26 protein-coding genes are annotated in these 22,271 nt (G+C 34.2%); 19 read left to right on the forward strand and 7 right to left on the reverse strand.

The window, feature by feature from the left end:
* Positions 1-58: 58 nt before the first annotated feature.
* On the reverse strand, positions 59-154 hold the full coding sequence (locus ACW0JX_RS01160; RefSeq protein ID WP_001060007.1) for a DUF3948 family protein: 96 nt from the start codon (positions 152-154) through the stop codon (positions 59-61).
* 337 nt (positions 155-491) lie between these two features.
* Here ACW0JX_RS01160 and ACW0JX_RS01165 point away from each other — a divergent pair, with 337 nt between their 5' ends.
* On the forward strand, positions 492-1,097 hold the full coding sequence (locus ACW0JX_RS01165; protein WP_000277778.1) for a lysophospholipid acyltransferase family protein: 606 nt from the start codon (positions 492-494) through the stop codon (positions 1,095-1,097).
* 72 nt (positions 1,098-1,169) lie between these two features.
* Here ACW0JX_RS01165 and ACW0JX_RS01170 read toward each other — a convergent pair whose 3' ends face one another.
* The gene (locus tag ACW0JX_RS01170; RefSeq protein ID WP_001060007.1) at positions 1,170-1,265 is read right to left on the reverse strand and encodes a DUF3948 family protein; all 96 of its coding nucleotides are present in this window, start codon (positions 1,263-1,265) and stop codon (positions 1,170-1,172) included.
* Positions 1,266-1,570: 305 nt separating this feature from the next.
* Here ACW0JX_RS01170 and ACW0JX_RS01175 point away from each other — a divergent pair, with 305 nt between their 5' ends.
* The 5 genes from ACW0JX_RS01175 (at position 1,571) to ACW0JX_RS01195 (ending at position 5,991) form a co-directional block, all read left to right on the forward strand.
* On the forward strand, positions 1,571-2,548 hold the full coding sequence (locus ACW0JX_RS01175) for a LacI family DNA-binding transcriptional regulator (protein ID WP_001273903.1): 978 nt from the start codon (positions 1,571-1,573) through the stop codon (positions 2,546-2,548).
* A 161-nt stretch (positions 2,549-2,709) separates the two neighbouring features.
* Positions 2,710-3,039: a PH domain-containing protein gene (locus tag ACW0JX_RS01180; protein ID WP_001004245.1), complete on the forward strand. Its 330-nt coding sequence runs from the start codon at positions 2,710-2,712 to the stop codon at positions 3,037-3,039.
* Between the two features lie 118 nt (positions 3,040-3,157).
* Positions 3,158-3,994 carry a YitT family protein gene (locus ACW0JX_RS01185; protein WP_000248045.1) on the forward strand — a complete coding sequence of 279 codons (837 nt, stop codon included), beginning with the start codon at positions 3,158-3,160 and terminating at the stop codon, positions 3,992-3,994.
* Positions 3,995-4,132: 138 nt separating this feature from the next.
* Positions 4,133-4,489 carry a YxeA family protein gene (locus ACW0JX_RS01190; protein ID WP_000728426.1) on the forward strand — a complete coding sequence of 119 codons (357 nt, stop codon included), beginning with the start codon at positions 4,133-4,135 and terminating at the stop codon, positions 4,487-4,489.
* Between the two features lie 737 nt (positions 4,490-5,226).
* On the forward strand, positions 5,227-5,991 hold the full coding sequence (locus ACW0JX_RS01195) for a TatD family hydrolase (protein ID WP_459245264.1): 765 nt from the start codon (positions 5,227-5,229) through the stop codon (positions 5,989-5,991).
* Between the two features lie 140 nt (positions 5,992-6,131).
* Here ACW0JX_RS01195 and ACW0JX_RS01200 read toward each other — a convergent pair whose 3' ends face one another.
* The gene (locus ACW0JX_RS01200) at positions 6,132-7,781 is read right to left on the reverse strand and encodes a DUF2334 domain-containing protein (protein ID WP_459245265.1); all 1,650 of its coding nucleotides are present in this window, start codon (positions 7,779-7,781) and stop codon (positions 6,132-6,134) included.
* Positions 7,782-8,020: 239 nt separating this feature from the next.
* Between ACW0JX_RS01200 and ACW0JX_RS01205 the strand changes: the two genes are divergently transcribed.
* Positions 8,021-8,554 (forward strand): transglycosylase SLT domain-containing protein, encoded by a 534-nt coding sequence (locus tag ACW0JX_RS01205; protein WP_459245266.1) that lies wholly within the window; start codon positions 8,021-8,023, stop codon positions 8,552-8,554.
* Between the two features lie 35 nt (positions 8,555-8,589).
* Here ACW0JX_RS01205 and ACW0JX_RS01210 read toward each other — a convergent pair whose 3' ends face one another.
* Both ACW0JX_RS01210 and ACW0JX_RS01215 read right to left on the reverse strand, forming a co-directional pair.
* Positions 8,590-9,351, reverse strand: coding sequence for a DUF4931 domain-containing protein (locus tag ACW0JX_RS01210; protein WP_053565419.1), 762 nt, complete (start codon positions 9,349-9,351; stop codon positions 8,590-8,592).
* Between the two features lie 136 nt (positions 9,352-9,487).
* The gene (locus ACW0JX_RS01215) at positions 9,488-9,616 is read right to left on the reverse strand and encodes a hypothetical protein (RefSeq protein WP_053565418.1); all 129 of its coding nucleotides are present in this window, start codon (positions 9,614-9,616) and stop codon (positions 9,488-9,490) included.
* Positions 9,617-10,036: 420 nt separating this feature from the next.
* On the opposite strand from ACW0JX_RS01215, the gene ACW0JX_RS01220 reads away from it, so the two are divergent.
* Entirely contained in the window at positions 10,037-10,171 is a 135-nt protein-coding gene (locus tag ACW0JX_RS01220) for an RAxF-45 family protein (protein WP_000830643.1), read from the forward strand.
* A gap of 73 nt (positions 10,172-10,244) precedes the next feature.
* Entirely contained in the window at positions 10,245-12,176 is a 1,932-nt protein-coding gene (abc-f, locus tag ACW0JX_RS01225) for a ribosomal protection-like ABC-F family protein (protein ID WP_459245777.1), read from the forward strand.
* A gap of 341 nt (positions 12,177-12,517) precedes the next feature.
* Here the strand turns inward: abc-f and ACW0JX_RS01230 are convergent, their stop codons facing one another.
* The gene (locus tag ACW0JX_RS01230; protein ID WP_000369254.1) at positions 12,518-12,715 is read right to left on the reverse strand and encodes a hypothetical protein; all 198 of its coding nucleotides are present in this window, start codon (positions 12,713-12,715) and stop codon (positions 12,518-12,520) included.
* Positions 12,716-13,083: 368 nt separating this feature from the next.
* Between ACW0JX_RS01230 and ACW0JX_RS01235 the strand changes: the two genes are divergently transcribed.
* The 5 genes from ACW0JX_RS01235 (at position 13,084) to ACW0JX_RS01255 (ending at position 18,765) form a co-directional block, all read left to right on the forward strand.
* On the forward strand, positions 13,084-14,811 hold the full coding sequence (locus tag ACW0JX_RS01235; protein WP_459245267.1) for an ABC transporter substrate-binding protein: 1,728 nt from the start codon (positions 13,084-13,086) through the stop codon (positions 14,809-14,811).
* A gap of 108 nt (positions 14,812-14,919) precedes the next feature.
* Complete coding sequence (locus ACW0JX_RS01240; protein WP_000860687.1) at positions 14,920-15,876, forward strand: ABC transporter permease; 957 nt, start codon at positions 14,920-14,922, stop codon at positions 15,874-15,876.
* A gap of 12 nt (positions 15,877-15,888) precedes the next feature.
* Positions 15,889-16,812, forward strand: a complete 924-nt coding sequence (opp4C, locus tag ACW0JX_RS01245) for an oligopeptide ABC transporter permease (RefSeq protein WP_000447957.1) — start codon at positions 15,889-15,891, stop codon at positions 16,810-16,812.
* A gap of 10 nt (positions 16,813-16,822) precedes the next feature.
* Complete coding sequence (locus ACW0JX_RS01250) at positions 16,823-17,803, forward strand: ABC transporter ATP-binding protein (protein ID WP_459245268.1); 981 nt, start codon at positions 16,823-16,825, stop codon at positions 17,801-17,803.
* Positions 17,800-18,765, forward strand: a complete 966-nt coding sequence (locus ACW0JX_RS01255) for an ABC transporter ATP-binding protein (protein ID WP_001294500.1) — start codon at positions 17,800-17,802, stop codon at positions 18,763-18,765. The genes ACW0JX_RS01250 and ACW0JX_RS01255 overlap by 4 nt, the downstream gene beginning before the upstream one ends.
* A 35-nt stretch (positions 18,766-18,800) precedes the next feature.
* On the opposite strand, the gene ACW0JX_RS01260 is transcribed toward ACW0JX_RS01255, so the two are convergent.
* The gene (locus ACW0JX_RS01260; protein WP_053565412.1) at positions 18,801-19,673 is read right to left on the reverse strand and encodes a Cof-type HAD-IIB family hydrolase; all 873 of its coding nucleotides are present in this window, start codon (positions 19,671-19,673) and stop codon (positions 18,801-18,803) included.
* Between the two features lie 441 nt (positions 19,674-20,114).
* Between ACW0JX_RS01260 and ACW0JX_RS01265 the strand changes: the two genes are divergently transcribed.
* The 5 genes from ACW0JX_RS01265 to hppD all read left to right on the forward strand — a co-directional run bounded on the left by ACW0JX_RS01265 (position 20,115) and on the right by hppD (position 22,216).
* Complete coding sequence (locus ACW0JX_RS01265) at positions 20,115-20,222, forward strand: DUF3948 family protein (protein ID WP_000664237.1); 108 nt, start codon at positions 20,115-20,117, stop codon at positions 20,220-20,222.
* Between the two features lie 34 nt (positions 20,223-20,256).
* Positions 20,257-20,373: a DUF3948 family protein gene (locus ACW0JX_RS01270; RefSeq protein ID WP_001984868.1), complete on the forward strand. Its 117-nt coding sequence runs from the start codon at positions 20,257-20,259 to the stop codon at positions 20,371-20,373.
* Positions 20,374-20,407: 34 nt separating this feature from the next.
* Positions 20,408-20,524: a DUF3948 family protein gene (locus ACW0JX_RS01275; protein WP_001984868.1), complete on the forward strand. Its 117-nt coding sequence runs from the start codon at positions 20,408-20,410 to the stop codon at positions 20,522-20,524.
* Positions 20,525-20,567: 43 nt separating this feature from the next.
* Complete coding sequence (locus ACW0JX_RS01280) at positions 20,568-20,678, forward strand: DUF3948 family protein (protein ID WP_001083691.1); 111 nt, start codon at positions 20,568-20,570, stop codon at positions 20,676-20,678.
* Between the two features lie 419 nt (positions 20,679-21,097).
* Positions 21,098-22,216, forward strand: a complete 1,119-nt coding sequence (gene hppD, locus ACW0JX_RS01285) for a 4-hydroxyphenylpyruvate dioxygenase (protein WP_053565411.1) — start codon at positions 21,098-21,100, stop codon at positions 22,214-22,216.
* Positions 22,217-22,271 lie beyond the last annotated feature (55 nt).

The raw sequence follows: 22,271 nt of genomic DNA on the forward strand, positions 1-22,271 counted from the left end.
AGACGACCGGGCATAGACGGTCGTCTTTTTCTATATAAAGGGGAAAGGGGACACAAAGTTATACAAGCGTAGCAGCGTAAATGAAAGCAGTAAGAAGAAGAGAGCCGCTAGCTAATCCTAAAAAATCTAATTTGTTAAAAGTAATGTTATTCATAATACATTCTCCTTACTTGTTTAATGCAGAAGCAACAGCTTTTGCATCGAAAAGAGCCGATAATACCATGCCCATTGTATTTAAGAAATTGTTCGTTTTCATTTTGTTCATCATATTGATCCACTCCTTTTCGAATAATTGTTGCCCTGTTTCTGACTTAATTGTATGAAATATAGTAAGAAGTAACTATCGAATTAGCTTACAAGAAAATTACACTTTTGTAAGAATTGAAATTTAACAATTCATCCTTAATTTTATTACCAACTCCTAAAACTTAGTGTTATAATTATTGTAAGAATATGATTATACTTCGGATGTTTAGAAAGGAACGAAATAAATGTATAAACCAATTACATTTTTGTTGAAATATATATTTAAAACAGCTGGGAAAGTAGAAGTACAAGGAAGAGAAAAGCTACCAGAAGGTGGACCGTATGTTGTTGCATGTACACATACAAGTTTTATGGATGTATTAATGTTAGCTACAGGGATGTATCCAACTCAAATTCATTACATGGCCAAAAAAGAATTATTTGAAGGGAAATTCAAAAATTGGTTCTTTAAAAATGTAAATGCATTCCCTGTAGATCGTGCGAATCCAGGACCAAGTACACTTAAAATTCCATCACGTTTATTAAAAGAAGGAAAGGTAGTAGGGATTTTTCCGAGTGGAACAAGATCAGCGGAAGATGTTTCATTAAAAGCGGGTGCTGTGACAATTGCGATGCGTTCTAATGTTCCGTTAGTACCAGCAGCTTATGTTGGTCCATCAAGTGTAAAAGAATTAATAAAGGGGAAAAAGGCACAATTGATTTTTGGAGATCCAATTCAAATTGAGGCTGGAGAACAAATAGATCGAAAAACCGCTATGAAAATGATGACAGATCAATTAAATGAGAAGTTTGAGGAGTTAAAAGAAGCTTTGCAATCAAATCAAAAATAAGAAAAGACGACCGGGCATAGACGGTCGTCTTTTCTATTACTATTTATAATAAAGGGGAAAGGGGACACAAAGTTATACAAGCGTAGCGGCGTAAATAAAAGCAGTAAGAAGAAGCGAGCCACTAGCTAGTCCTAAAAAATCTAATTTGTTAAAAGTGATGTTATTCATAATATATTCTCCTTACTTGTTTAATGTAGAAGCAACAGCTTTTGCGTCGATAAGAGCGGAAAATACCATGCCCATTGTATTTAAGAAATTGTTCGTTTTCATTTTGTTCATCATATTAATCCGCTCCTTTTCGAATAGTTGTTACCCTGTTTCTGACTCAATTGTATGAAATGTTGCGGAAAGTAACTATCGAATTAGCTTACAGAAAAATTACACTTTTGTAAGAGAAACGAATGAAGGTGTAATGATAAGAAGATTTGACATATGTTCATGAGATTCATTAAGTTAAAGGTAGAGGTGAGTGTATGGCTAATATTAAAGATATTGCAAAGATGGCGGGAGTTTCAGTTACGACTGTTTCGAGAGTGTTGAATGATCACCCATATGTAAGTGAAGAAAAAAGGAAAGCGGTTATAGAGATAGTTGAGAAATTGAATTACTCGCAAAACGCAAATGCTGTTCATTTATCAAAAGGAAAAACGAATATTGTTGGTGTGATTTTACCGTATATTAATCATCCGTGTTTTGATGCGATGGTGAGCGGAATGATGGAGACTGCGTTAGCGCATAATTACAGGGTGCTACTTTGCCAAACGAATTATAATAAAAAAGAAGAAATGAAAAGTTTACATATGTTAAAAACAAAACAATTGGATGGTCTTATTATTTGTTCACGTGCAAATGATTGGGAAACGATAGAACCGTATGCTTCTTACGGCGCAATAATTGCGTGTGAAGACAATGATATTTCAAACATCTCAAGTGTATATACGAATCATTCAGCGGCCTTTCAATTAGGAATGGATTATTTGATTGAGAAAGGTTATAAAAAAATTGGTTATTGTACGGGAAGAAAATTAGGGCCGAGTAGTCAAAAGCGTTTTGATGTTTATAAACAGCAATTGCAATCTATAGACGAAGAGGTTAATGAAGAATGGATTTTTACAGAATGTTTTACACTAGAAGATGGTGTAAAAGTGGCTCATAAGTTAAAAGAGATGCAGGATCTTCCTGAAGCATTAATAGTAGCAGGTGATGAAGTTGCGATTGGGGTTATGACAGAGGTTGAAAAATTAGGGATTCAAGTTCCTGAGGATTTAGCGATTATTGGCTTTGATAATCAACCTATCTCGCAAGTGTTACAATTGACAACTATTGATCAAAATTTAAAGGAGATAGGGAAAACTGCTTTTGAAATGTTGCATAGAAAAGTGAATGACGAGAGTTCTGAACAAGAAAAGCTGGAAATTCCATACGAACTTGTGGAACGCTCTACAGTTTAATCGTAATCCGTTATGTGTATAATCGCATAACGGATTATTTTTTTGAAATATCTTTGACAGGAAACGCGTTTCATACTTTATAAAGGAGTTAAACCGGTCTGTAATAATCCATGGATTCTTTTCAAGTGTTAATGCAGTGAATAGAATTTGGAGGAATATGCATGAATGAACTTTTATCGAGTATGAAAAAGTATGTAGATGATGATGAAAAGATTCTGGCTTTTGTGGTAGGGATATTTGAGAAGGATAATTTTATATTATCGTATCAACATGGGGTTTTTGTTGCCACTACTAGACGTCTCCTTTTTTACGGGAAATTTCCGTACTATTCTTCAACATTTAAAGAGTATTCATATTTGCATATAGATAGCATAGATTTTCATCCGTATTTTGAATTTACTTGTAGTCATGAAACCATTCGCGCTAAGTATATTCAGAAAGGGAATGTGGAGCGATTTGTCCGTGCAGTTAGAGCAAATATGAATAATTAATCAACCCTCTGTTTAAACATAATATTTCAATTTTTAAGAGGGGAAATGCGGAATAAAAACCACTTCTAAACCTCTAGGAGATAGTGATACAATGTCAAATGGGGGGAGGGTATGAACTATGGTTAATCAACGTATAAAGGAAATAACACTAATTACAATTGGTTCATTATTATTCGCAATTGGTATTAATTACTTTGCAATTCCAAACCGTTTATCGGAAGGTGGAATTATTGGTTTAACGGTTGTTACGTACTACTTATTTGATTGGTCACCAGGAATTGTGAACTTTGCTATAAATGCAATTTTACTAGCTGTTGGTTATAAATTTTTTGATAAGAAAACAATGATTTATACAATTTTAGGGATTGTAGAAACATCTTTGTTTTTATACGTTACAGAACATATTGAGTATCATGTAAATAGTGATACATTATTAGCAGCTTTATTTGCTGGTTTATTTGTAGGTATTGGATTAGGCTGTATGTTCAAAGCCGGAGGTACATCGGGAGGATCAGCAATTTTAGCTCAGTTAGCAAATCAATATTTAGGTTGGAGTGTAGGGAAAGGCGTACTAATTATTGATATTGTTGTAATTGCTGGTTCTGTATTTATAATAGGGCAAGAAAAGGCAATGTATACACTTGTGGCTGTGTTCATTGGAGCGAAGGTGATTGATTTCATTGTAGAAGGAATGGACACAAAAACGGCTGTTACGATTATTTCGAATCAACCAGACTTAATTCGTGAAGCTATTACGAAAAATATGACACGCGGTGTTACCGTATTAGAAGGGCGCGGCGGATATACTGGTAAAAATAAAGAAGTTTTATATGTTGTTATTAATAAACAAGAGCTTGTTAAGTTAAAACAAGTTATTAGCCGGGTAGATGAAGATGCTTTCGTTGTTATACATGATGTACGTGATGTGCTTGGCGGGGGCTTTAAAGCGAGCTAAAAGGTGAACGAGTAAATTCGTTCACCTTTTTTAATTCTTACAAAAATGTAAGTGTAATGTAATGAGATTCAATAGTAGATTTTATTCCCCCTTTTTAAAATGGATGTATATATATCCTGCAGAGGAGGAATGTTTATTATGAAGAAAAAAATGATCACTACTATAATAGCCATGATAGTGATAGTAGTAATGTTACTGCCTACGAAACTTGGACCGGTTATCGATAAATATAATCCACTGTATAAGACGAAAGAATACTATACGGTTGTGAATACAATTGGTCAGCATATCGGTGATGAGTGGTATGAATATGAATTTATTGCATTCGATGAACGTGGTAGAGAGCAGAAAATAAAGAAAACGGTTAAGCATATGTTAAAGAGAGATGAAGCATTAAAGGTTTTTGCAAAAGGGCGTTACGGTGAGTCCATTGAAGAGATTGAGGTTGCAAATATTCCTATAAATGCGAAGAGTAAACTTTTAACGGTGAGATAGCGAAATATACCCCCAGCTATTTTTTGTCGAAAATAAAAATACTGGGTAAGGGTATTTTTAAGATTAACAAAAAAGCCTTAGTCCATATAGACTAAGGCTTTTTTGTTATATAAAGGGGAAGGGGGTACATTGTAGTAGCATGGGTGAAAGGTATAAGAAGAGTAGCTACTAGCAATGTAATTTGGTTATGTGATTGTTCTTCTTATTTGGCTTACTTTCTAACTTTATTGTATGAAATATAAGTAAGGGGAACTATCGAATTACATTACACATAACTTACAAACATGTAAGCCTTCTGTAATGTAATTCGATAGTTAAAAGATAGTAATTTTCATATAGTGTAACTAGAAAGTCTCAATGTATTACTTTCTGTTTGTAATGAAGAATGAAAAACCAACTAATTTTTAATAATCCTCATCTGAATAAAGATGGGGATCTTTTTTAAAACCTTACAACATTGTAAGGTTTACGTAAGTTAATTCGATAGTAAATTTGTCATATTTTTTGCATAATAGATACAGATAGAAAAATAATTAGGGATCTAGTAAGAAGGGAGAAAAATGGGATGCGTAAAGAAGAAGTAGTGAAGTTACCAATTAAAGATTTCTGTAGCTACTTTACTGTTGCCGTAGTGTGTATTGGATTATTTGATATCATAACAAACTTAATTGTTAAATAATATAGATGCTAAAACAAGAAAGGAAGTCCTTTCTTGTTTTTTTTATGGGGGCATAAAGATGAAATGGATTGATAGTCATATACATGTTGATCAATATAAGGATGAAGAGAAGAGCAGATTACTGAAAGAGGTGGAAAATAGTAATGAAATAAAGGGGCTTATTGCGGTATCTATGAATTATCAATCTTGTAAGGAAACGTTATCTTTAGCGAAGAAGTATCCCTTTATATATCCAGCGATAGGGTTTCATCCAGAGCAACAGATTCATAAAGAAGAGTGTGAACAAATTTATCAACTTATTGAACAGAACGCAGAGGAAATTGTTGCGATTGGTGAAGTAGGTTTGCCCTATTATTTGAGAAAAGAAGATGAAAGAATTGCTGCAGATCCATACATAGCTGTATTGAAAAAATTTATAGAACTAGCTAGTAAGTATAATTTGCCGATTGTATTACACGCAGTTTATGAAGATGCTGACATTGTATGTGATTTGCTAGAGAAATATAAAGTTTCACGTGCACACTTCCATTGGTTTAAAGGAAGCGATGAAACAATGAAACGGATGATGAGAAATGGTTATTATATTTCGATTACACCGGATGTTTTACATAAGGAGAAGATTAGAAAAATCGTTTCGTATTATCCGCTTGAATATATGATGGTAGAAACAGATGGACCGTGGGAATTTCAAGAGGGTGTTATAACGCATCCAAGAATGATTCGAGAGGTATTAAAGGAAATTAGTTCTATAAAAAACATATCCATTGATAAGATTGCAGAAACAATATATGAAAATACAAGTCGATTTTATTTGAAAGGATAGGAGAATTATAGTTTTAATCATGTAACGGAAAAAGTAGAAGTTAAATTTATTTATGAAAATGATCAATGGGTTGTTAATAATATGCCACGTTTTGATATAGGATAAAAAAACCACCAAGCATTCTGCTTGGTGGTTTTGTATTAGGATTCTAATTTTTTCGCACGTCTTAATAATAATAGAAAGACGATGATAATGAACCCAAGTACAAGGAAAAATCCATATTGTTTTATGTAATCGATTACGTCATTTGCACTTGTTGGTTTTTCAACGTGAATGCCGTCTTTATTCGTAGTAATATGAATATCTTTCATTTTTACTTCGTTCGTTTCCTTTTGTAAATCAATCCATTCTATGTTTGGAATGCTTTCTAGATTCTTTAATACTTCTTTTAATGGTTTCACACCTAAGTAAGGATGATAGAATGCACCGATAACTCCATCGGATAATTTAGAAACAGATACAGCACGTTCTTTCATTTTAGCAATAGACTGTGGCTTATCTTCTTCAATAAATCCAACTGTTTCAGGCAATAGTTTCATTCCATGTAAAAATGACGGAGTACTTGTATAATATGGTGAGTGCATGGACTTCCAAGTTGTATCATTTAACTGTAGTTGTCCTACATAAGTTGAAAAGTATCTTGATAATATTTCATATCCTTTTTGAGACATCGTGTAATGAGGTGCTTCAAAGGCAACGGGGTATAGTTTGGCATCTACAAGTTCCTTAATGCCTTTTTCGATATGATCTTTCGTATATTTTTCTTCAAACTCTTCCCCTTTCTTTACATATTGGTTATATGCCTCTACATTTGGAAAGTCATCTTTTGTCTTCGGTTTTTCATGTTTCGGTTGGCGAATTGGTTGATCTGTTTTTACATCCCAAAATTCAAAGCCCTCACCTGTTTCACTGTCATAAAATTGATGAGTATAACCATGCATAATAATTGCCGCACCATCATCTTGCATAGAGCGTAAAAGATCAACTAGTTCTGGTTTATCTTCTAAATGTATTATCTTTCCTGTATCTGGATCTTTATATACCGGAATAACAGTAATCATATAAGGGATCTTTTTCTCTTTTAGTAACTGAGCAATTTCTTTTAATTGATTTATATCCGCTGCTGGGTGAACATCCTCAAGACGTAAATAAGCTTCAACTTTATTTGTCGTTGGTTTTTGGTCAAAATAAGAAAATAATATTTCACCGACGTAATGAGACATCCAGTCAAAGAGATTAGGTGTTGCAACATAATAAGATGTTTCATGCTGAACGATTAGTGGATTAGTGTTATTTGAGCTTAAAGCGTTAGCAAGCACAGTTCCATTTGTATCAAACGATTGAATTAATCGTTCCTCTTCTAAGATGTTTTTTAGCTTCTTGTCTGGATATTCAATTTTATTAACTCGTATATCGTCGCTCTTCAATGTAATGAAAGAAAAACGGTTAGATAATTGTTCAACATTTTGTCCTAACACTAATACAGGGCCGGAGAAGTTTTCTAGAAATTGTTTCGTTTCATCAGAAAACGCTTCTTTTTTTTCACCGATATAAACAATATGTGTATAGGAGGATACGTTATTAATTGAAGTTGCTTCTTTTAAGTTTTTTACGGTTATATCATTTGTAAAATGTCCTAATTGAGTATTAAGGATTTGGACATTATTTGAAACTTTATCGTCTTGTGTACTATACAAAACAAGTACTTTTGGTTTTGATGATGTTTGTGCAGAGGTGTAGGTAGGGATGAGTAGTAAAATACTGAACAAGAGTGTTAGGCATTTTTTCATTTTGTATGCTCCTATTCTATATATAGAGTTCAGTTTACAATTATATACAATAAATGCGTTATAGTCTATGAAAGTTACATTTTTGCACGTATTTACCAGCTGTTTTTTCACAAAATCGGTCTAAAGCATGATGATAATATGTATAGTTATTTGCTATGATAAAAGAGTAATAGAATGTAGGTAATTGTAAAGGGAAGGCTGAAAGGGGACAAATTTCAGCGGAGAAAGAGGTAGAGGTAGTGAAGAAATTCTTTGTAGGATTTTTAGTTGTTCTTGGAGTATATTTATATTTCCAAGGAAAGTCTGAAGGAATGGATAAGCTAGTGAATGGAACAAGCTATGTTGATTCAGAAGAAGCAAAACAGGTGAAACAAATCATTATAGAGGAAGCGAAGAAAGTAAATCTTCCGGAATGGGTACCTCTTGCAATTGCTGAGCATGAAAGTCGATTAAATCCAAGGAGTGTTGGAGATAATGGAACTTCATTCGGATTGTTTCAACTGCACCGCGGCGGCGGGCTTGCACCAGAACATTTAACTGATGATGAGCTAAAAGATCCACGTACAAATGCACAAATTGCAATGCCGCATTTGATGAAAGGATATAAGCGCGGGGTGCAAAAAGGTTTGACTGATTTTGCATTACTGAAATATATAGCTAATACATCTGGATGGCCAGGGAATTTAGGGCCGGAGTGGACGGATAATAACATGAAGTATAACATCGGATTAGAAGATGTGTACTATCGAAATAAAGGTGTAATAAAAGAGTAGGTTTTGATACCTACTCTATTTTTTTGATAATCGTGTCATTTTGTGAAATACTCCGCTAGTTGTATTTTTACGTCTTCTAGTTTTGTAGAAACTTGAGGTATTTTATATCCTACATACAGCGGTGAAACGACAAACCTAGGAACAACTTTACAAATAATTTTTCCATTTAAGTAATAGAAGAATAAGTTATAACTACTGCATCCTTTATGGAAATCTGTCAGTATGTAACGTACAGTTTGCTGAATGTAATTTGCCATATCATCTATATATGAAATATTATCAATGATTATATTGAATTCAGTGAAGCCAATAATGGGACGCTCTGAAATGTTAAGCTCAATGCGTTCGTTTTTTTGAACAATTACCCCTTGGAAATTTTCTTCTTCAATATTTTCAAGATAATCTACATGTTTCATTCCGATAATTTGCATGTGTGCATGATGCAAACTTCCACCTGAAAATGGACCGTGATTTTTGTATAAAATCACAGACGCGAACTCTTCTTTCTTCTGTAAGTGTAACCAATGTTGAATAGAAAATTGCATTAATTTCCGCATATGTTCTTCTGTATATGTTGCGATATGATCTTCGCAATTATCGGTTTCAATTAACACTGTTTGAAATGTATCTTGTAATGTAGGAAATTTATTTTTTAACCAAATAATAGAACCATCAGTTGCTAAAATATCCGTTAAATGTTCTTTATCGCAAAATGGACATGCAGCGCTTCTATTCCGAATACTTTCTGGTTTTTGTTTACCGATATCGTTTAAAAAATATAGTTGTTGTGTATCCATTTATATATATGCCCCTTTAAAATATGTGTAAAAATCCCGCTTAATACATTCGGGAAAAGGAGAAGGAAATCCTCTAAAGGCAATATGGAAAAAATAAAAGACAAGATATCCTCATTACGATAGGGTACCTTGTCTTTTATTTTTTCTCTAATAGTGTGTATGGATAATATAGAACATTTTCATTATTTCTCTTTTTTCTATTTTTTATTGTGTATAAAGTAATTGCTGTGCTTGCAATTATAATAATGGCTTTCTTCATATTCATATACCCCTTTTTATTGTTGGTTTAATTCTTGGCTAACTGCTTTTGCATCGACTAAAGCGTGTAAAATCATTTTCACCATGTTTATCATATTTCTTCACTCCTTTTTATAGTTCATTTAGTTCTTTTACAACTGCTTGTCCGTTCACTAATACCTCAAAGATTGCTTTTACGATTTCTTTCATCATGTTTGTTTCCTCCTTTTGTTTGTCTCTCTTGTTTACATCTTTATTGTATAGGGAGGCATCTTTTCGTACTATCGCTTTCCATTACGTGAACATAACAGTTTTGTAAGATTTGATGTCACTTATTGAAATGTTTAGTCTATCTTCATTATTTTCAGAAAAATGACTATTCAAACATGAAATTGGAAAGTATAATAAAGAAGTAAGTATTAAATTCCGTACGAAAGGGGTGAATGAGATGAAACGTTCTTTAGCTGCACGTGCCAAATTTTTAGATTTTATCTATTTTTGTCGTGCGATTTTTCATGATGTAGTTGTTAACGGGATACGTATGCCCTTTTTTAACAATTGCATAGTGACTATTGAACGATAGAAATCTCTTCACCCATTTTCAATAAACGTGTGAAAAGGGAGCTATTTGGCTTCCTTTTTCTATGCCGAAAACCATGGGGAATGTTTCTTTCTCATGTTTTTTTATATTGAAAGGAGTACGGAAAATGACTATTTGTAGTGTAAATAATGTAACGAAATCTTTTGGTGGAAACACTATATTTGAAAATATATCGCTTGAAATAAAGAATGGTGAACGTGTTGGATTAGTTGGTCGTAACGGTAGTGGGAAGACAACAATCTTTGGGCTTCTAACGGGAATGGAGAGTTTGGATGCAGGAGCCATTCATATGAAGAAAGGTACACGTATTGGTCATGTCGCACAAATTCCGAAGTTTGATGAGGCTATGACTGTATATGATGTATTGAGTTCTGCTTTTAAAGTAGAAAAGGAATTAGAAAAAGAAATGCATGCTTTAGAAAAAAATATGGCGGTGGAACAGGAACAATCTGCTTTGGAAAAGCTAATGGAGAGGTACGGAGTCATTCAAGAAAAATTTGCGTTTCTCGGTGGTTATGAAATCGAGGCAAATATAATGAAGGTAGCAAATGGCTTACAAGTGACAGACTTATTTTCAAGAGTATTTACGGAATTAAGTGGAGGAGAACAGACGAAAGTAAGCCTTGCATATATGCTATTGCAGAAACCAGATTTACTTCTATTAGATGAACCAACAAATCATTTAGATTTATTTGCAGTTGAATGGTTAGAGCAATTTTTAAAAGAATACACTGGAACAGTTATGGTTATTTCACATGATCGTTATTTCCTTGATGAAGTTGTAACGAAAATTTTTGATTTGGAAGATGGAGAGATTCACGTGTACCATACGAATTATTCTCAGTTCGTTGAGGAGAAGGAAGAAAGATTACTTCAAGAGTTTCAAGCTTATCAGGAGCAAAAAAAGAAAATAAAGAAAATGAAAGAAGCAATTAAGCGTCTACGTGAATGGGCAAATCAAGCGAACCCTCCGAATGAAGGATTGCATAAAAGAGCGAGAAATATGGAACGTGCGTTAGAACGTATAGAGAAATTAAAGAGGCCAATTTTAGAACGAAAACAGATGGGTCTTCAGTTTGAAGGGCAAGAGAGAAGCGGGAAAGATGTTGTTGTAATGAAAGAAGTGAGTAAAGGTTTTGCTGGCCGACCTTTATTTGAACAAGCGAATTTACATGTTCGTTTTCAAGAGCGTGCGGCTATCGTTGGTCGTAATGGTACAGGAAAGACTACATTATTAAAACTACTATTAAAAGAAATAAATCCAGACGTTGGTGAAATTCGAATTGGTAGTAGTGTCAAAATTGGTTATTTATCACAGCATACGTATGGAAATGTGAAGAGTAATGTATTGGAAGCGTTTAGAGAGTATGTAGCTGTAACAGAAGGAGAAGCAAGACATATATTGGCTAAGTTTTTATTTTATGGTCCAGCAGTATTTAAGAAAGTAACGCAACTGAGCGGTGGAGAAAAAATGAGGTTAAGACTTGCGCAACTTATGTATCAAGACATCAATTTTCTAATTCTAGATGAGCCGACAAACCATCTTGATATTGAATCAAGGGAAGTTTTAGAGGAAGCCCTTGAGCAATATAATGGAACAATCCTAGCTGTTTCACATGATCGTTATTTTTTAAATAAGTTATTTGAAAAGACGTACTGGATTGATGAATGTAAATTATTTGAGTTTGCAGGAAACTATGCATGGGCTCGTCAAAAATGGGAAGAAAAGCTTGAGAAGCAAGTAATAAAGCAAAAACGCCAAGGGAGAAAGAGTGTTGAAATGGTTCCAGTAAAAGAGAAAAAAGCTAGGAATCTTGAAGAGATTGAAAATGAGTTAATGCATGTAGAAGAAGATATATATGCAATAGAATGTGAAATGGAACATGTAGCTGATGTTGAAAGACTTGAAAAATTATATGAGGAAAAAACGATGAAAGAGTTGTTACGAGCGAAGTTATATAGTGAGTTAGAGAATATTGTGGAGTAAAGAGTAGAAAGCCACTTCCTTTCAGTTTTGCTGGAGGAAGTGGCTTTTTCATAATGATATTTTGCTTTAAAGATTAAATGAAGCGATGTGTTTCACGTGAAACAGTAACTTAGATAAATCCGTGTTCCCCAATTTGCATAGCTTGTGAAGCGTATGAAATGATAAGGTGAAAAATAAATGTCATTAGTGGCTTTTCAATAGGAGTAATCACAAAAACAAAGGCTAATTATTTCCCGAGAGATAAAGTGAAACTTTAATCAGTGGGGGGGTTACTGCCCGGCAAATAGCGGGATAAATATGTGTAACAGAAACTAGTGATTGAAAACGAAAAGAGAGCAAAGTTACAGCTTTACGCGCTGAACTCTGCTCTCTTTCTGCGTGGCATCTTCTCTTGTTGAAATTATAATAGCGATCCCGAGCATGATAAAAAAAGCTAAAAAGAGGACGAACTTTGGGAAGAACGGGAATAGTAATAGCGCCCCGACTATCATAATTGTTAATAATACGTAGTGCAGGACGTATTGGAATAGGTTGTCCATATTTTCGCCCCCTTTTTGGTAATTGGTTATTAGTATTCTATGTTTCATGCTGAAGAAATAGAAGTAGATTTTTAAGTTTTTAATACGAATTATAGCTGAGTTTTCTTAAAGTATAAGGATAGAGTGATAATTTTGGAAAAATTCTCAAAATATTTATTTAGAAAGAATTGACAAAATATACTGAACGATATAAGCTAATAACCATAAAGTCTACCGGAAAAGTCGGAATAAGATTGTTACCCCTCAAAAACATCTATTTTTTTCTGATTAAAACCGACTTTTCCGATTGGCTATAAATGTGCTGTGGGAGGCATACATAAGCTAATAAGTTCAAAGGGTATAACTATTAAACAGTTAGGGTGGGGACAATGAAGAAAAAGACAAAAAAATGGGCTGGTGTATTTTCAGTATTACTTAGTAGTTCGCTTGTGTTATCTGCTTGTGGGGGACAGGAGGACTCGGCTTCTACAGAACCAGTAAAAAAGCAGGATTTAAAAGATTCTAAGATTGAATCAATTCCAGCTACAGATAAAAAGAAAAGTCCAGAGAAAGCAAATCAACGAAAAGATACTTTCATTACAGCCATTTCTAAGCCAGGGGGAGTTTTCCTTCCGTATTTCCAAGATAATGGTTGGGATGGAAATGTAACGTCGGTTATTTTTGCTTCATTAGTAACAACAGACAAACAAAGTAAACCTGTTCCGGATCTTGCAGAAAAATGGGATATTTCTGCTGACCAGTTAACATATACATTCCATTTACGTAAAAATTTAAAATTTAGTGATGGGTCGCCTCTAACAGCGGATGATGTAGCATTTACATTAACACTACTTCATGATAAAGCGTATGAAGGTGGATTGGATATTGCTCAGTATGCTGTTAAAGGTGGGAAAGAATATAAAGAAGGAAAAGCAACTTCTATTGAAGGAATCCAAGTTGTTGATCCACAGACAATTAAAATTACAACTGAAAAAGTTAATTCACAGGCGCTAACGAATTTAGGTGGCCCAGTGCTATCAAAAGCTTATTATGGAAAAGATTATAAACAAAATACAAGTTTAGACTATTTAAAAGCATTATATGGGCAACCAATTGCAGCGGGTCCATATAAATTTGAAAAATATGTTCCAGGTCAAGAAGTCCGCTTTGTTGCTAACGAAAATTATTATGCAGGTAAACCAAAAATTAAAAACTTTATTTACAAAATCACATCAGGTGATACTGGATTCCAATTATTCCAAACAGGTGAACTGGACTATAGTGGATTTAGAGCGAACCCTGAAAATATAGACCAATTAAAAGGATTGGAGTTTGCAAATATTAATCTTGAATCATCAAGTGATATTGCTTATATCTATGTAAATAATAAGAAGTCGTATTTGAAAGATAAAAAGGTACGCCAAGCACTTACTTATGGATTAGACCGTAAGAAGTATGTGGATACAGCTTTACAAGACTATGGCTCTGTCGCTAACGTACCAATTGCTCCAGTTTCATGGGCATATACAGAAGAAGGTATTAATAAATATCCGCACGACGTAGAAAAGGCTAAAAAATTATTGGATGAGGCTGGTTGGAAAGTAGGTTCTGACGGGGTTCGTGAAAAAGATGGTCAAAAATTAAAATTAACATACTACGCATCAAATACAGGTAAAACAAATGATATCTTTATTCCAATTGCAAAAGAAAGTTACAAAGAAATTGGTGTTGAATTAAATCCAGAGTTGATGGACTTTAATACGATGCTTTCAAAAGTAGGAAAAGGTGACTACGATTTAGCGGCAGTTTCAACACCAGGAATTAGTGATCCAAGTGAAGTTGTAAGTGAGTACTTATCAACTAATCCAAAAAGTGATACGGGTTATAATAATCCGAAAGTAGATGATTTGATTGTAAAAGGTATAGGAACGACAGATATTGAAAAACGTAAAGCGATTTATAAAGAGCTGTATAAAGAGTTAAGTGATGATCCACCAGTTATTTTATTAAACTATCGTAAACTACTTTATGCTCATAATGCACGTATAAAAGGAATTGATCCAGAAAAGTACGATAGCATCAGTTCCAACTTACCAGTGTTATCTATTGAACAATAAGGGTTGACCTAACTAATAGAAGACGTTTTTTCACACAGCAAGGGAATGGTAGCTGTTTTGAAAAAATGTTCTTCTATTTTTAAGTAAATAGGATTGGGGAGACAAAAGGTGAAAACATATATCATTCGTAGGTTTCTACAAATGATTCCTACATTGTTTGGTACGTCTATTATTATCTTTTTCTTATTTGCACTCTTACCAGGTGATTATATCGATTCAAATCCAAAATTAACACCAGAGAGAGCTCAAGAATTAAGAGAGTTGTACGGTTTAAATAAACCGATTATTGAAAGGTATTTTCATTGGCTAGTGAATGCTTTGCATGGTGATTTTGGATTTTCTTTACAGTACCAAGAACCGGTAACTTCATTACTTAATAAATTCATTTGGAATACATTTATTGTTGCTGCTGCAGCTTTATTTTTCACTTGGATTATTGCTCTTATTATTGGGGTTATTTCTGCAACAAAGCAGCATTCTTGGTTTGATAGATTGGTAACAATCGGTGTCTTTGCAGCAATGTCATTTCCATCATTCTTTATCGGACTATTTTTAATTAAATTATTAGCAGTTGATTTAAAGTTATTACCTATTGGTGGCATGATTGATATTGGGAGTAACTCAACAGGGATAGCATACATATTAGAAGTATTACGTCATATGATTCTACCTGTATTTATTTTAACGCTTCTTGGTGTAGGATCGTTAACACGCTATTTTAGAACGGGCATGTTGGATGTTATTAGGCAAGATTATATTCGTACTGCTCGTGCAAAAGGTTTAAAAGAAAGAACCGTTATTTATAAACATGCATTGAAAAATGCAATTTTGCCAGCAATTACATTACTCGCTTTTGAATTACCGGGTTTATTTTCAGGAGCCATTATTATTGAACAGATTTTTAATTGGCCAGGGATTGGGAGTATTCAATTAGAAGCATTAAACTTTCGTGATTATACGGTATTAATGGCCTTTACAATGTTTCTTTCTTGTTTAACAATTATGGCTAATTTCTTAGCTGATATTGTCTATGCGTTTGTTGATCCAAGAATTCGATTGAAGTAAGGGGGGAAAGATATGGAGACTATTACACCTATAATAGAGAAAAAGAAAGAACGGAAAAAGAGAAATGAATCATCACCATGGCGCCAAGCGTATAAAAAAATCAAGAAAAATAAGATGGCACTGTGTGGCTTATACGTTTTAATATTTATGTTTTTATTTAGTTTTATCGGTCCAATCTTTTCACCGTATGCTGATGGGAAAGTACAAGTAACACAAATTAATAAACCACCCAGCCTGTCACATTGGCTTGGGACAGACCAGTTGGGACGGGATATTTTAACTAGACTTATGCAAGCAGGGCGTATTTCATTAACAATCGGTTTAGCGTCGATGCTACTATCCGTTATACTAGGAGCTCTATTAGGAGCAATTGCTGGTTTTTATCGAGGAGTTGTAGATCATTTAATTATGCGTGTTGCAGATGTGTTAATGTCCATTCCAGGATTACCACTACTTATTATAATGGGAGCAATTTTATCAGAATGGAAATTACCATCGGAGTACCGTTTATATGTTGTAATGATTATTTTAAGTTTAGTAGGATGGCCAGGACTTGCGCGTCTTGTGAGGGGACAAATTTTAACATTGCGGGAGCAAGCCTTTATGCAAGCGGCAGATGTATTAGGATTAAAAGATTCTCGAAAAATCATTCATCATCTAATTCCTAACGTTTTTCCGTTACTTATTGTTGTAGCAACTTTGGGTGTGGCTGGATCTATTTTAAGTGAGTCCGCGCTAAGCTACTTAGGTCTCGGCGTCGTCCCACCTACACCATCATGGGGGAACATGATTAGCGCAGCTAACTCATTAATTGATTTCCAAAAGCGTCCGTGGTTATGGATTCCGCCTGGTTTTGCAATCTTTATAACAGTTGTATCAATTAATTTACTTGGTGATGCACTTCGTGATGCGTTAGATCCAAAGATGAGACGGTAGGTGAGAAGGTATGAGTAGAGCGGTAGTAGAGCTAAAAGACTTACAAACACACTTTCAAACGGAGGAAGGGACAGTGAAGGCTGTAAACCATGTTAGCTTTGCTGTTCGAGAAGGTGAAACGGTTTGTGTAGTAGGAGAATCAGGTTGCGGGAAGAGTGTAACGGCTTTATCTATTATGGGGCTTATTGCTGAATCTGGCAGTGTAGTAGGTGGAGACATTTTATATGAAGGAAAAAGTCTTTTAGGAATGAAAGAGAAAGAACTTCGTAGTTTACGAGGCAATGATATTGCGATGATTTTCCAAGAACCGATGACATCGCTAAATCCCGTCTTCACTGTAGGTGAGCAAATTGTAGAAACGCTAAGGGAGCATGAATTACTTAGTAAAAATGAAGCGTATAAGAAAGCAATTGAGTTAATTCGTAAAGTTGGCATAGCCCGTGCTAATGAAATTGTTCATTTTTATCCGCATGAACTGAGCGGCGGGATGTTACAACGTATTATGATTGCTGTTGCGCTTAGTTGTAATCCTAAGTTATTAATTGCAGATGAACCAACAACAGCTCTTGATGTTACGATTCAAGCTCAAATATTGGATTTACTAAGACAAGTGAAAGAAGAATTTAAAACGTCGATCTTATTAATTACACATGATTTAGGTGTCGTAGCAGAAATGGCTGATTACGTTGTCGTTATGTATGGCGGGAAAGTTATTGAAGAAGCTCCAGTACTAGAGATATTCCAAAATCCAAAACACCCTTATACGAAAGGATTGTTGAAATCAAAACCAGTAATGGGAAAACGAATAGATAAACTATATTCTATTCCAGGGCAAGTTCCGAATTTAGTTGGTTTAGGTGAGTTTTGCTACTTTAGTGGGCGTTGTGAGCATTGTATGGAAATATGTGAAAAAGAAGCCCCAAATCTAAATGGAAATGATGAAAATCATAAAGTAGCTTGCTGGTTATATGAGGAGCGTGCGGAACAATGAGTGAACCATTATTAGAGGTGAAAAACCTAAAGACATATTTTCCAATTAAAGGTGGCATATTTAGTAGAACGATCGGGCATGTAAAAGCAGTTGATGGAGTAAGTTTTACTATTAATAAAGGTGAAGTGTTTGGTCTCGTTGGCGAATCAGGGAGCGGAAAAACAACGATAGGAAAAACAATTTTACGTCTCGTTCAAAAAACGGAGGGGGAAGTGAAGTTTAAAGGGAAAGATGTTCATTCTTTATCCAAGGATGAATTGAGAAAACATCGCCCTAATATGCAGCTCGTTTTCCAAGATCCATTTAGCTCATTAAATCCGAGAATGAGAATTGGTGAAGCGCTTGGAGAGCCGATGTTGGCCCACGGATTAGCGACGAAAGAAAATGTTCGTGAAAAGGTAATTGAAGTATTGGAGTTATGTGGCTTAGCTCCTTATCATATTGACCGGTATCCCCATGAGTTTTCTGGTGGACAACGTCAGCGTATCGTAATAGCAAGGGCTATGGTATTAAATCCAGAATTCATTGTAGCTGATGAACCTGTGGCGGCACTAGATGTATCTATCCAAGCACAAATTATTAATTTATTTAGTGAGTTACAGGAGAAAAAGGGATTATCTTATTTATTCATTTCACATGATTTGAGTGTAGTAGAACATTTATGTACGAAAATCGGAATTATGTATTTAGGTACAATTGTGGAGACGGCGCCGCGTGATGAGTTATTTACCAATCCGCTACATCCGTATACAAAAGCATTGTTATCAGCTGTTCCAATACCAGATCCAACAGTGAAGCGAGAGAGAATTATACTAGAAGGGGATATTCCAAGTCCAGCAAATCCACCTTCGGGTTGTCGTTTTCATACACGTTGCCCGTTTGCAACAGATGTTTGTAAAAAAACAATACCAGAATTTCGTAATGTTGGTGATGATCATTTTGTTTCTTGTCATCATGTATAAAAAAAGGACTCTTTCAATTTGAAAGAGTCCTTTTTTTATTTACTAGATGAAGTTTGTTTCAATACAAATTGCTCGATTGCATGAGAAACACCATGTTCATTGTTTGTTAATGTTACAACATCACATAGTTTTTTTATATCTTCTTCAGCGTTGCCCATTGCAACAGATAAACCTGCTACTTCTAGCATTGGTACATCATTAAAATTATCACCAATAGCAACTGTATCTTCAATAGGGATATTAAAATGAGCTGCCATCTGCTGTAGCCCGTTTCCTTTATGTCCATTCTTATCCATAATTTCTAAGTTAGTAGGAGCTGATGCTGTAACCATAATATCAGCGTCTTCTTGTAACACGCTTAATAGCTGTGCACGATGCGCTGCATTAAATGTTGAAATGAAGAATTTAGATATTTCTAGTTCTTGGTTATTTACAACATCTTCTATTTTTTTGAAATCAGTAATTAGGTTCGATTTCTTTTGCTTTTCTGTAATTCGTTCAAGTTCCTCTAATGTAACATCGAGCGCATGCTTATTTTCTTCGAACGCTTGCATCACTTGATCTTGCCATGTATATGGAGAATAAACTCCTTTATTCGTATATAGCTTATATGGGAAACCTTCAGATTCTAGTAATTTTGCAAGTTTGTACACTTTGTCGTTTTGTATACAACGAGAGTTAATTACTTTTCCATCCACATAAACAATAGCCCCATTGCTTGCTCCGACTGGAAGAGATAATTTATATTCTTCCAATAGCTTTAAAGCATCCTCTTTCGCACGACCAGAACAAATCATTACAATATGACCAGCTTCTTGTGCAGTTTGGATTGCTTGTAGGTTTTCTTTGGAGATTTCAAGATTAGATGATAGTAGTGTACCATCCATATCTAATGCGATTAATTTCAAAATGACCACCTCTTTGTTTTTATTATACATAGTTATATAGAGGAAACATATAAACTTATCTTGGAAAGACGGTATTTTATCTCATATTAAAAGTAAGTAAAGATTAGATAGGTTTAGTGTCACTAAATAAACTGTTTGTAACAAAAATAGAGAGAAGGATGACTATATTTCACTTTATGACTTTAATATTACACGAATGTTACAAGTGTGAGCTTAGTGAAAAGTGCATTAAATAAGGGTTTTTGGGGATTGTTATAAAAAAACGTAAAAAAAGTGTAATAAATTTCACGTTATTATATTGCAACGTAACAATAGTTATGTTACATTAATGTTACAAAAGTTACGTTATCAAATTTAATGTAACGTTAACATAAAAACTATGAAATAAACATTTCTTAGAAATTACATATAGATAACTTATAAAAAGGGAGGATAAATGATATGAAAGAGCAAGTATTACAAGTAACAAAAGGTGACTTCGTAGGATCAGCAAGTGGAGCAGTAGTATTAACAGCATTAATCGTATTTCTATCAAGCGTATTAGTATAATAGAAGTTTTGTAACAAAAGAAAAAGAAGGGAGAATGAAAAATATGAAAGAGCAAGTATTACAAGTAACAAAAGGTGACTTCGTAGGATCAGCAAGTGGAGCAGTAGTATTAACAGCATTAATCGTATTTCTATCAAGCGTATTAGTATAATAGAAGTTTTGTAACAAAAGAAAAAGAAGGGAGAATGAAAAATATGAAAGAGCAAGTATTACAAGTAACAAAAGGTGACTTCGTAGGATCAGCAAGTGGAGCAGTAGTATTAACAGCATTAATCGTATTTCTATCAAGCGTATTAGTATAATAGAAGTTTTAAATCAAACAAAAATGGAAGGAGAATGAGGGATATGAACAGTGAACAAGTGTTTCAAGTAACAAAAACGGATTTATTAGGATCCTTAGGTGGAGCGGTAATATTAACATCATTTATTCTATTCCTTGCAAGTGTATTAGTATGATATATGTAAATACAACCATTCAAAAAAAATAAAGACTCTAACGTATTAGTAAGCAGTTAATATGTTGGAGTCTTTTTTATTTTCTTCTTATATACCTTCAAGTATTAAAGTTACCTCATTATTTAGCATCCATGGCTAATTAGACGCTGCGGTTGCAACTTGATTCAACGAATAATCAAAAATCCACTGAGTAAAAGCCTGATTGGTGAGGGCTGATTAAAGTTTCACTTTATTTCAAAGAGAAAAAAGTCGAATTTTATATGTAAGAAAAAAAGAGGAATTTGACAGAAAAGATAGAAAATTTTAAAGGTCAGAATTTGTTAGCTTGCTAACTAATTTCTATTTATTTATGTTGGAAGCGTTTTCGGTTGGTTTTAAGTATGGACCATTTAATCTATTTACAGGGGGATGAAGATATTATGAAACAAAAATCTATGGATACGCTAGCTGCACAAATGGAGGACTTTTTTCCAGTACGTGATGTAGATCATTTGGAATTTTACGTAGGGAATGCAAAGCAATCGAGTTATTATCTTGCGAGAGCATTCGGATTCAAAATTGTGGCTTACTCTGGATTAGAAACTGGAAACCGTGAAAAGGTATCTTATGTTCTTGTGCAAAAAAATATGCGTTTTGTTGTGTCTGGAGCTTTAAGTAGTGAAAATCGTATTGCAGAGTTTGTAAAGACTCATGGTGATGGCGTCAAGGATGTGGCACTACTTGTTGATGATGTTGATAAAGCATACTCAGAAGCAGTGAAACGTGGTGCCGTCGCAATTGCTCCACCAGAGGAATTAACAGATGAGGACGGTACATTGAAAAAAGCAGTTATTGGTACGTATGGTGATACAATTCATACGCTTGTAGAGCGTAAAAATTATAAAGGGGCATTTATGCCAGGATTCGAAAAGGTAGAGTTTAATATTCCATTTGAAGAGTCTGGCTTAATTGCTGTCGATCATGTAGTTGGTAATGTTGAAAAAATGGAAGAGTGGGTTAGTTATTACGAGAATGTCATGGGCTTTAAACAAATGATTCATTTTGATGATGATGATATTAGTACAGAGTATTCGGCTTTAATGTCGAAAGTTATGACAAATGGAAGCCGTATTAAGTTTCCTATTAACGAACCAGCAGACGGAAAGAGAAAGTCACAAATTCAAGAGTATCTAGAATTCTATAATGGAGCTGGTGTACAGCATCTTGCTTTATTAACAAGTGATATTGTTAAAACGGTTGAAGCGCTTCGTGCAAATGGGGTGGAGTTTTTAGATACACCTGATACTTATTATGATGAGTTAACTGCACGAGTTGGAAAAATCGATGAAGAAATTGATAAGCTAAAAGAATTAAAGATCTTAGTAGATCGTGATGATGAAGGTTACTTACTACAAATCTTTACGAAACCAATTGTAGATCGCCCGACTTTATTTATTGAAATCATTCAACGTAAAGGTTCTCGTGGATTTGGTGAAGGAAACTTTAAAGCGTTATTCGAATCAATTGAAAGAGAACAAGAACGTCGCGGAAACTTATAAGATTTGTATCCACCAGCAAAAGTCCCTTTGCTGGTGGAAATTTCATTTTTATAAG

Source organism: Bacillus sp. C-3-6 (assembly GCF_054509685.1).

Bases quoted from the DNA above. Each gene is read 5' to 3' on its own strand.
- ACW0JX_RS01215 (WP_053565418.1), bottom strand. From the start codon at position 9,616: ATGAATATGAAGAAAGCCATTATTATAATTGCAAGCACAGCAATTACT.
- ACW0JX_RS01235 (WP_459245267.1), top strand. From the start codon at position 13,084: ATGAAGAAAAAGACAAAAAAATGGGCTGGTGTATTTTCAGTATTACTT.
- ACW0JX_RS01185 (WP_000248045.1), top strand. From the start codon at position 3,158: ATGGTTAATCAACGTATAAAGGAAATAACACTAATTACAATTGGTTCA.
- ACW0JX_RS01230 (WP_000369254.1), bottom strand. From the start codon at position 12,715: ATGGACAACCTATTCCAATACGTCCTGCACTACGTATTATTAACAATT.
- opp4C (WP_000447957.1), top strand. From the start codon at position 15,889: ATGGAGACTATTACACCTATAATAGAGAAAAAGAAAGAACGGAAAAAG.
- ACW0JX_RS01275 (WP_001984868.1), top strand. From the start codon at position 20,408: ATGAAAAATATGAAAGAGCAAGTATTACAAGTAACAAAAGGTGACTTC.
- ACW0JX_RS01170 (WP_001060007.1), bottom strand. From the start codon at position 1,265: ATGAATAACATCACTTTTAACAAATTAGATTTTTTAGGACTAGCTAGT.
- abc-f (WP_459245777.1), top strand. From the start codon at position 10,245: ATGGGGAATGTTTCTTTCTCATGTTTTTTTATATTGAAAGGAGTACGG.
- ACW0JX_RS01220 (WP_000830643.1), top strand. From the start codon at position 10,037: ATGAAACGTTCTTTAGCTGCACGTGCCAAATTTTTAGATTTTATCTAT.
- ACW0JX_RS01200 (WP_459245265.1), bottom strand. From the start codon at position 7,781: ATGAAAAAATGCCTAACACTCTTGTTCAGTATTTTACTACTCATCCCT.
- ACW0JX_RS01180 (WP_001004245.1), top strand. From the start codon at position 2,710: ATGAATGAACTTTTATCGAGTATGAAAAAGTATGTAGATGATGATGAA.
- ACW0JX_RS01175 (WP_001273903.1), top strand. From the start codon at position 1,571: ATGGCTAATATTAAAGATATTGCAAAGATGGCGGGAGTTTCAGTTACG.
- ACW0JX_RS01255 (WP_001294500.1), top strand. From the start codon at position 17,800: ATGAGTGAACCATTATTAGAGGTGAAAAACCTAAAGACATATTTTCCA.
- ACW0JX_RS01165 (WP_000277778.1), top strand. From the start codon at position 492: ATGTATAAACCAATTACATTTTTGTTGAAATATATATTTAAAACAGCT.
- ACW0JX_RS01280 (WP_001083691.1), top strand. From the start codon at position 20,568: ATGAACAGTGAACAAGTGTTTCAAGTAACAAAAACGGATTTATTAGGA.
- ACW0JX_RS01250 (WP_459245268.1), top strand. From the start codon at position 16,823: ATGAGTAGAGCGGTAGTAGAGCTAAAAGACTTACAAACACACTTTCAA.
- ACW0JX_RS01195 (WP_459245264.1), top strand. From the start codon at position 5,227: ATGAAATGGATTGATAGTCATATACATGTTGATCAATATAAGGATGAA.
- ACW0JX_RS01190 (WP_000728426.1), top strand. From the start codon at position 4,133: ATGAAGAAAAAAATGATCACTACTATAATAGCCATGATAGTGATAGTA.
- hppD (WP_053565411.1), top strand. From the start codon at position 21,098: ATGAAACAAAAATCTATGGATACGCTAGCTGCACAAATGGAGGACTTT.
- ACW0JX_RS01160 (WP_001060007.1), bottom strand. From the start codon at position 154: ATGAATAACATTACTTTTAACAAATTAGATTTTTTAGGATTAGCTAGC.
- ACW0JX_RS01265 (WP_000664237.1), top strand. From the start codon at position 20,115: ATGAAAGAGCAAGTATTACAAGTAACAAAAGGTGACTTCGTAGGATCA.
- ACW0JX_RS01210 (WP_053565419.1), bottom strand. From the start codon at position 9,351: ATGGATACACAACAACTATATTTTTTAAACGATATCGGTAAACAAAAA.
- ACW0JX_RS01270 (WP_001984868.1), top strand. From the start codon at position 20,257: ATGAAAAATATGAAAGAGCAAGTATTACAAGTAACAAAAGGTGACTTC.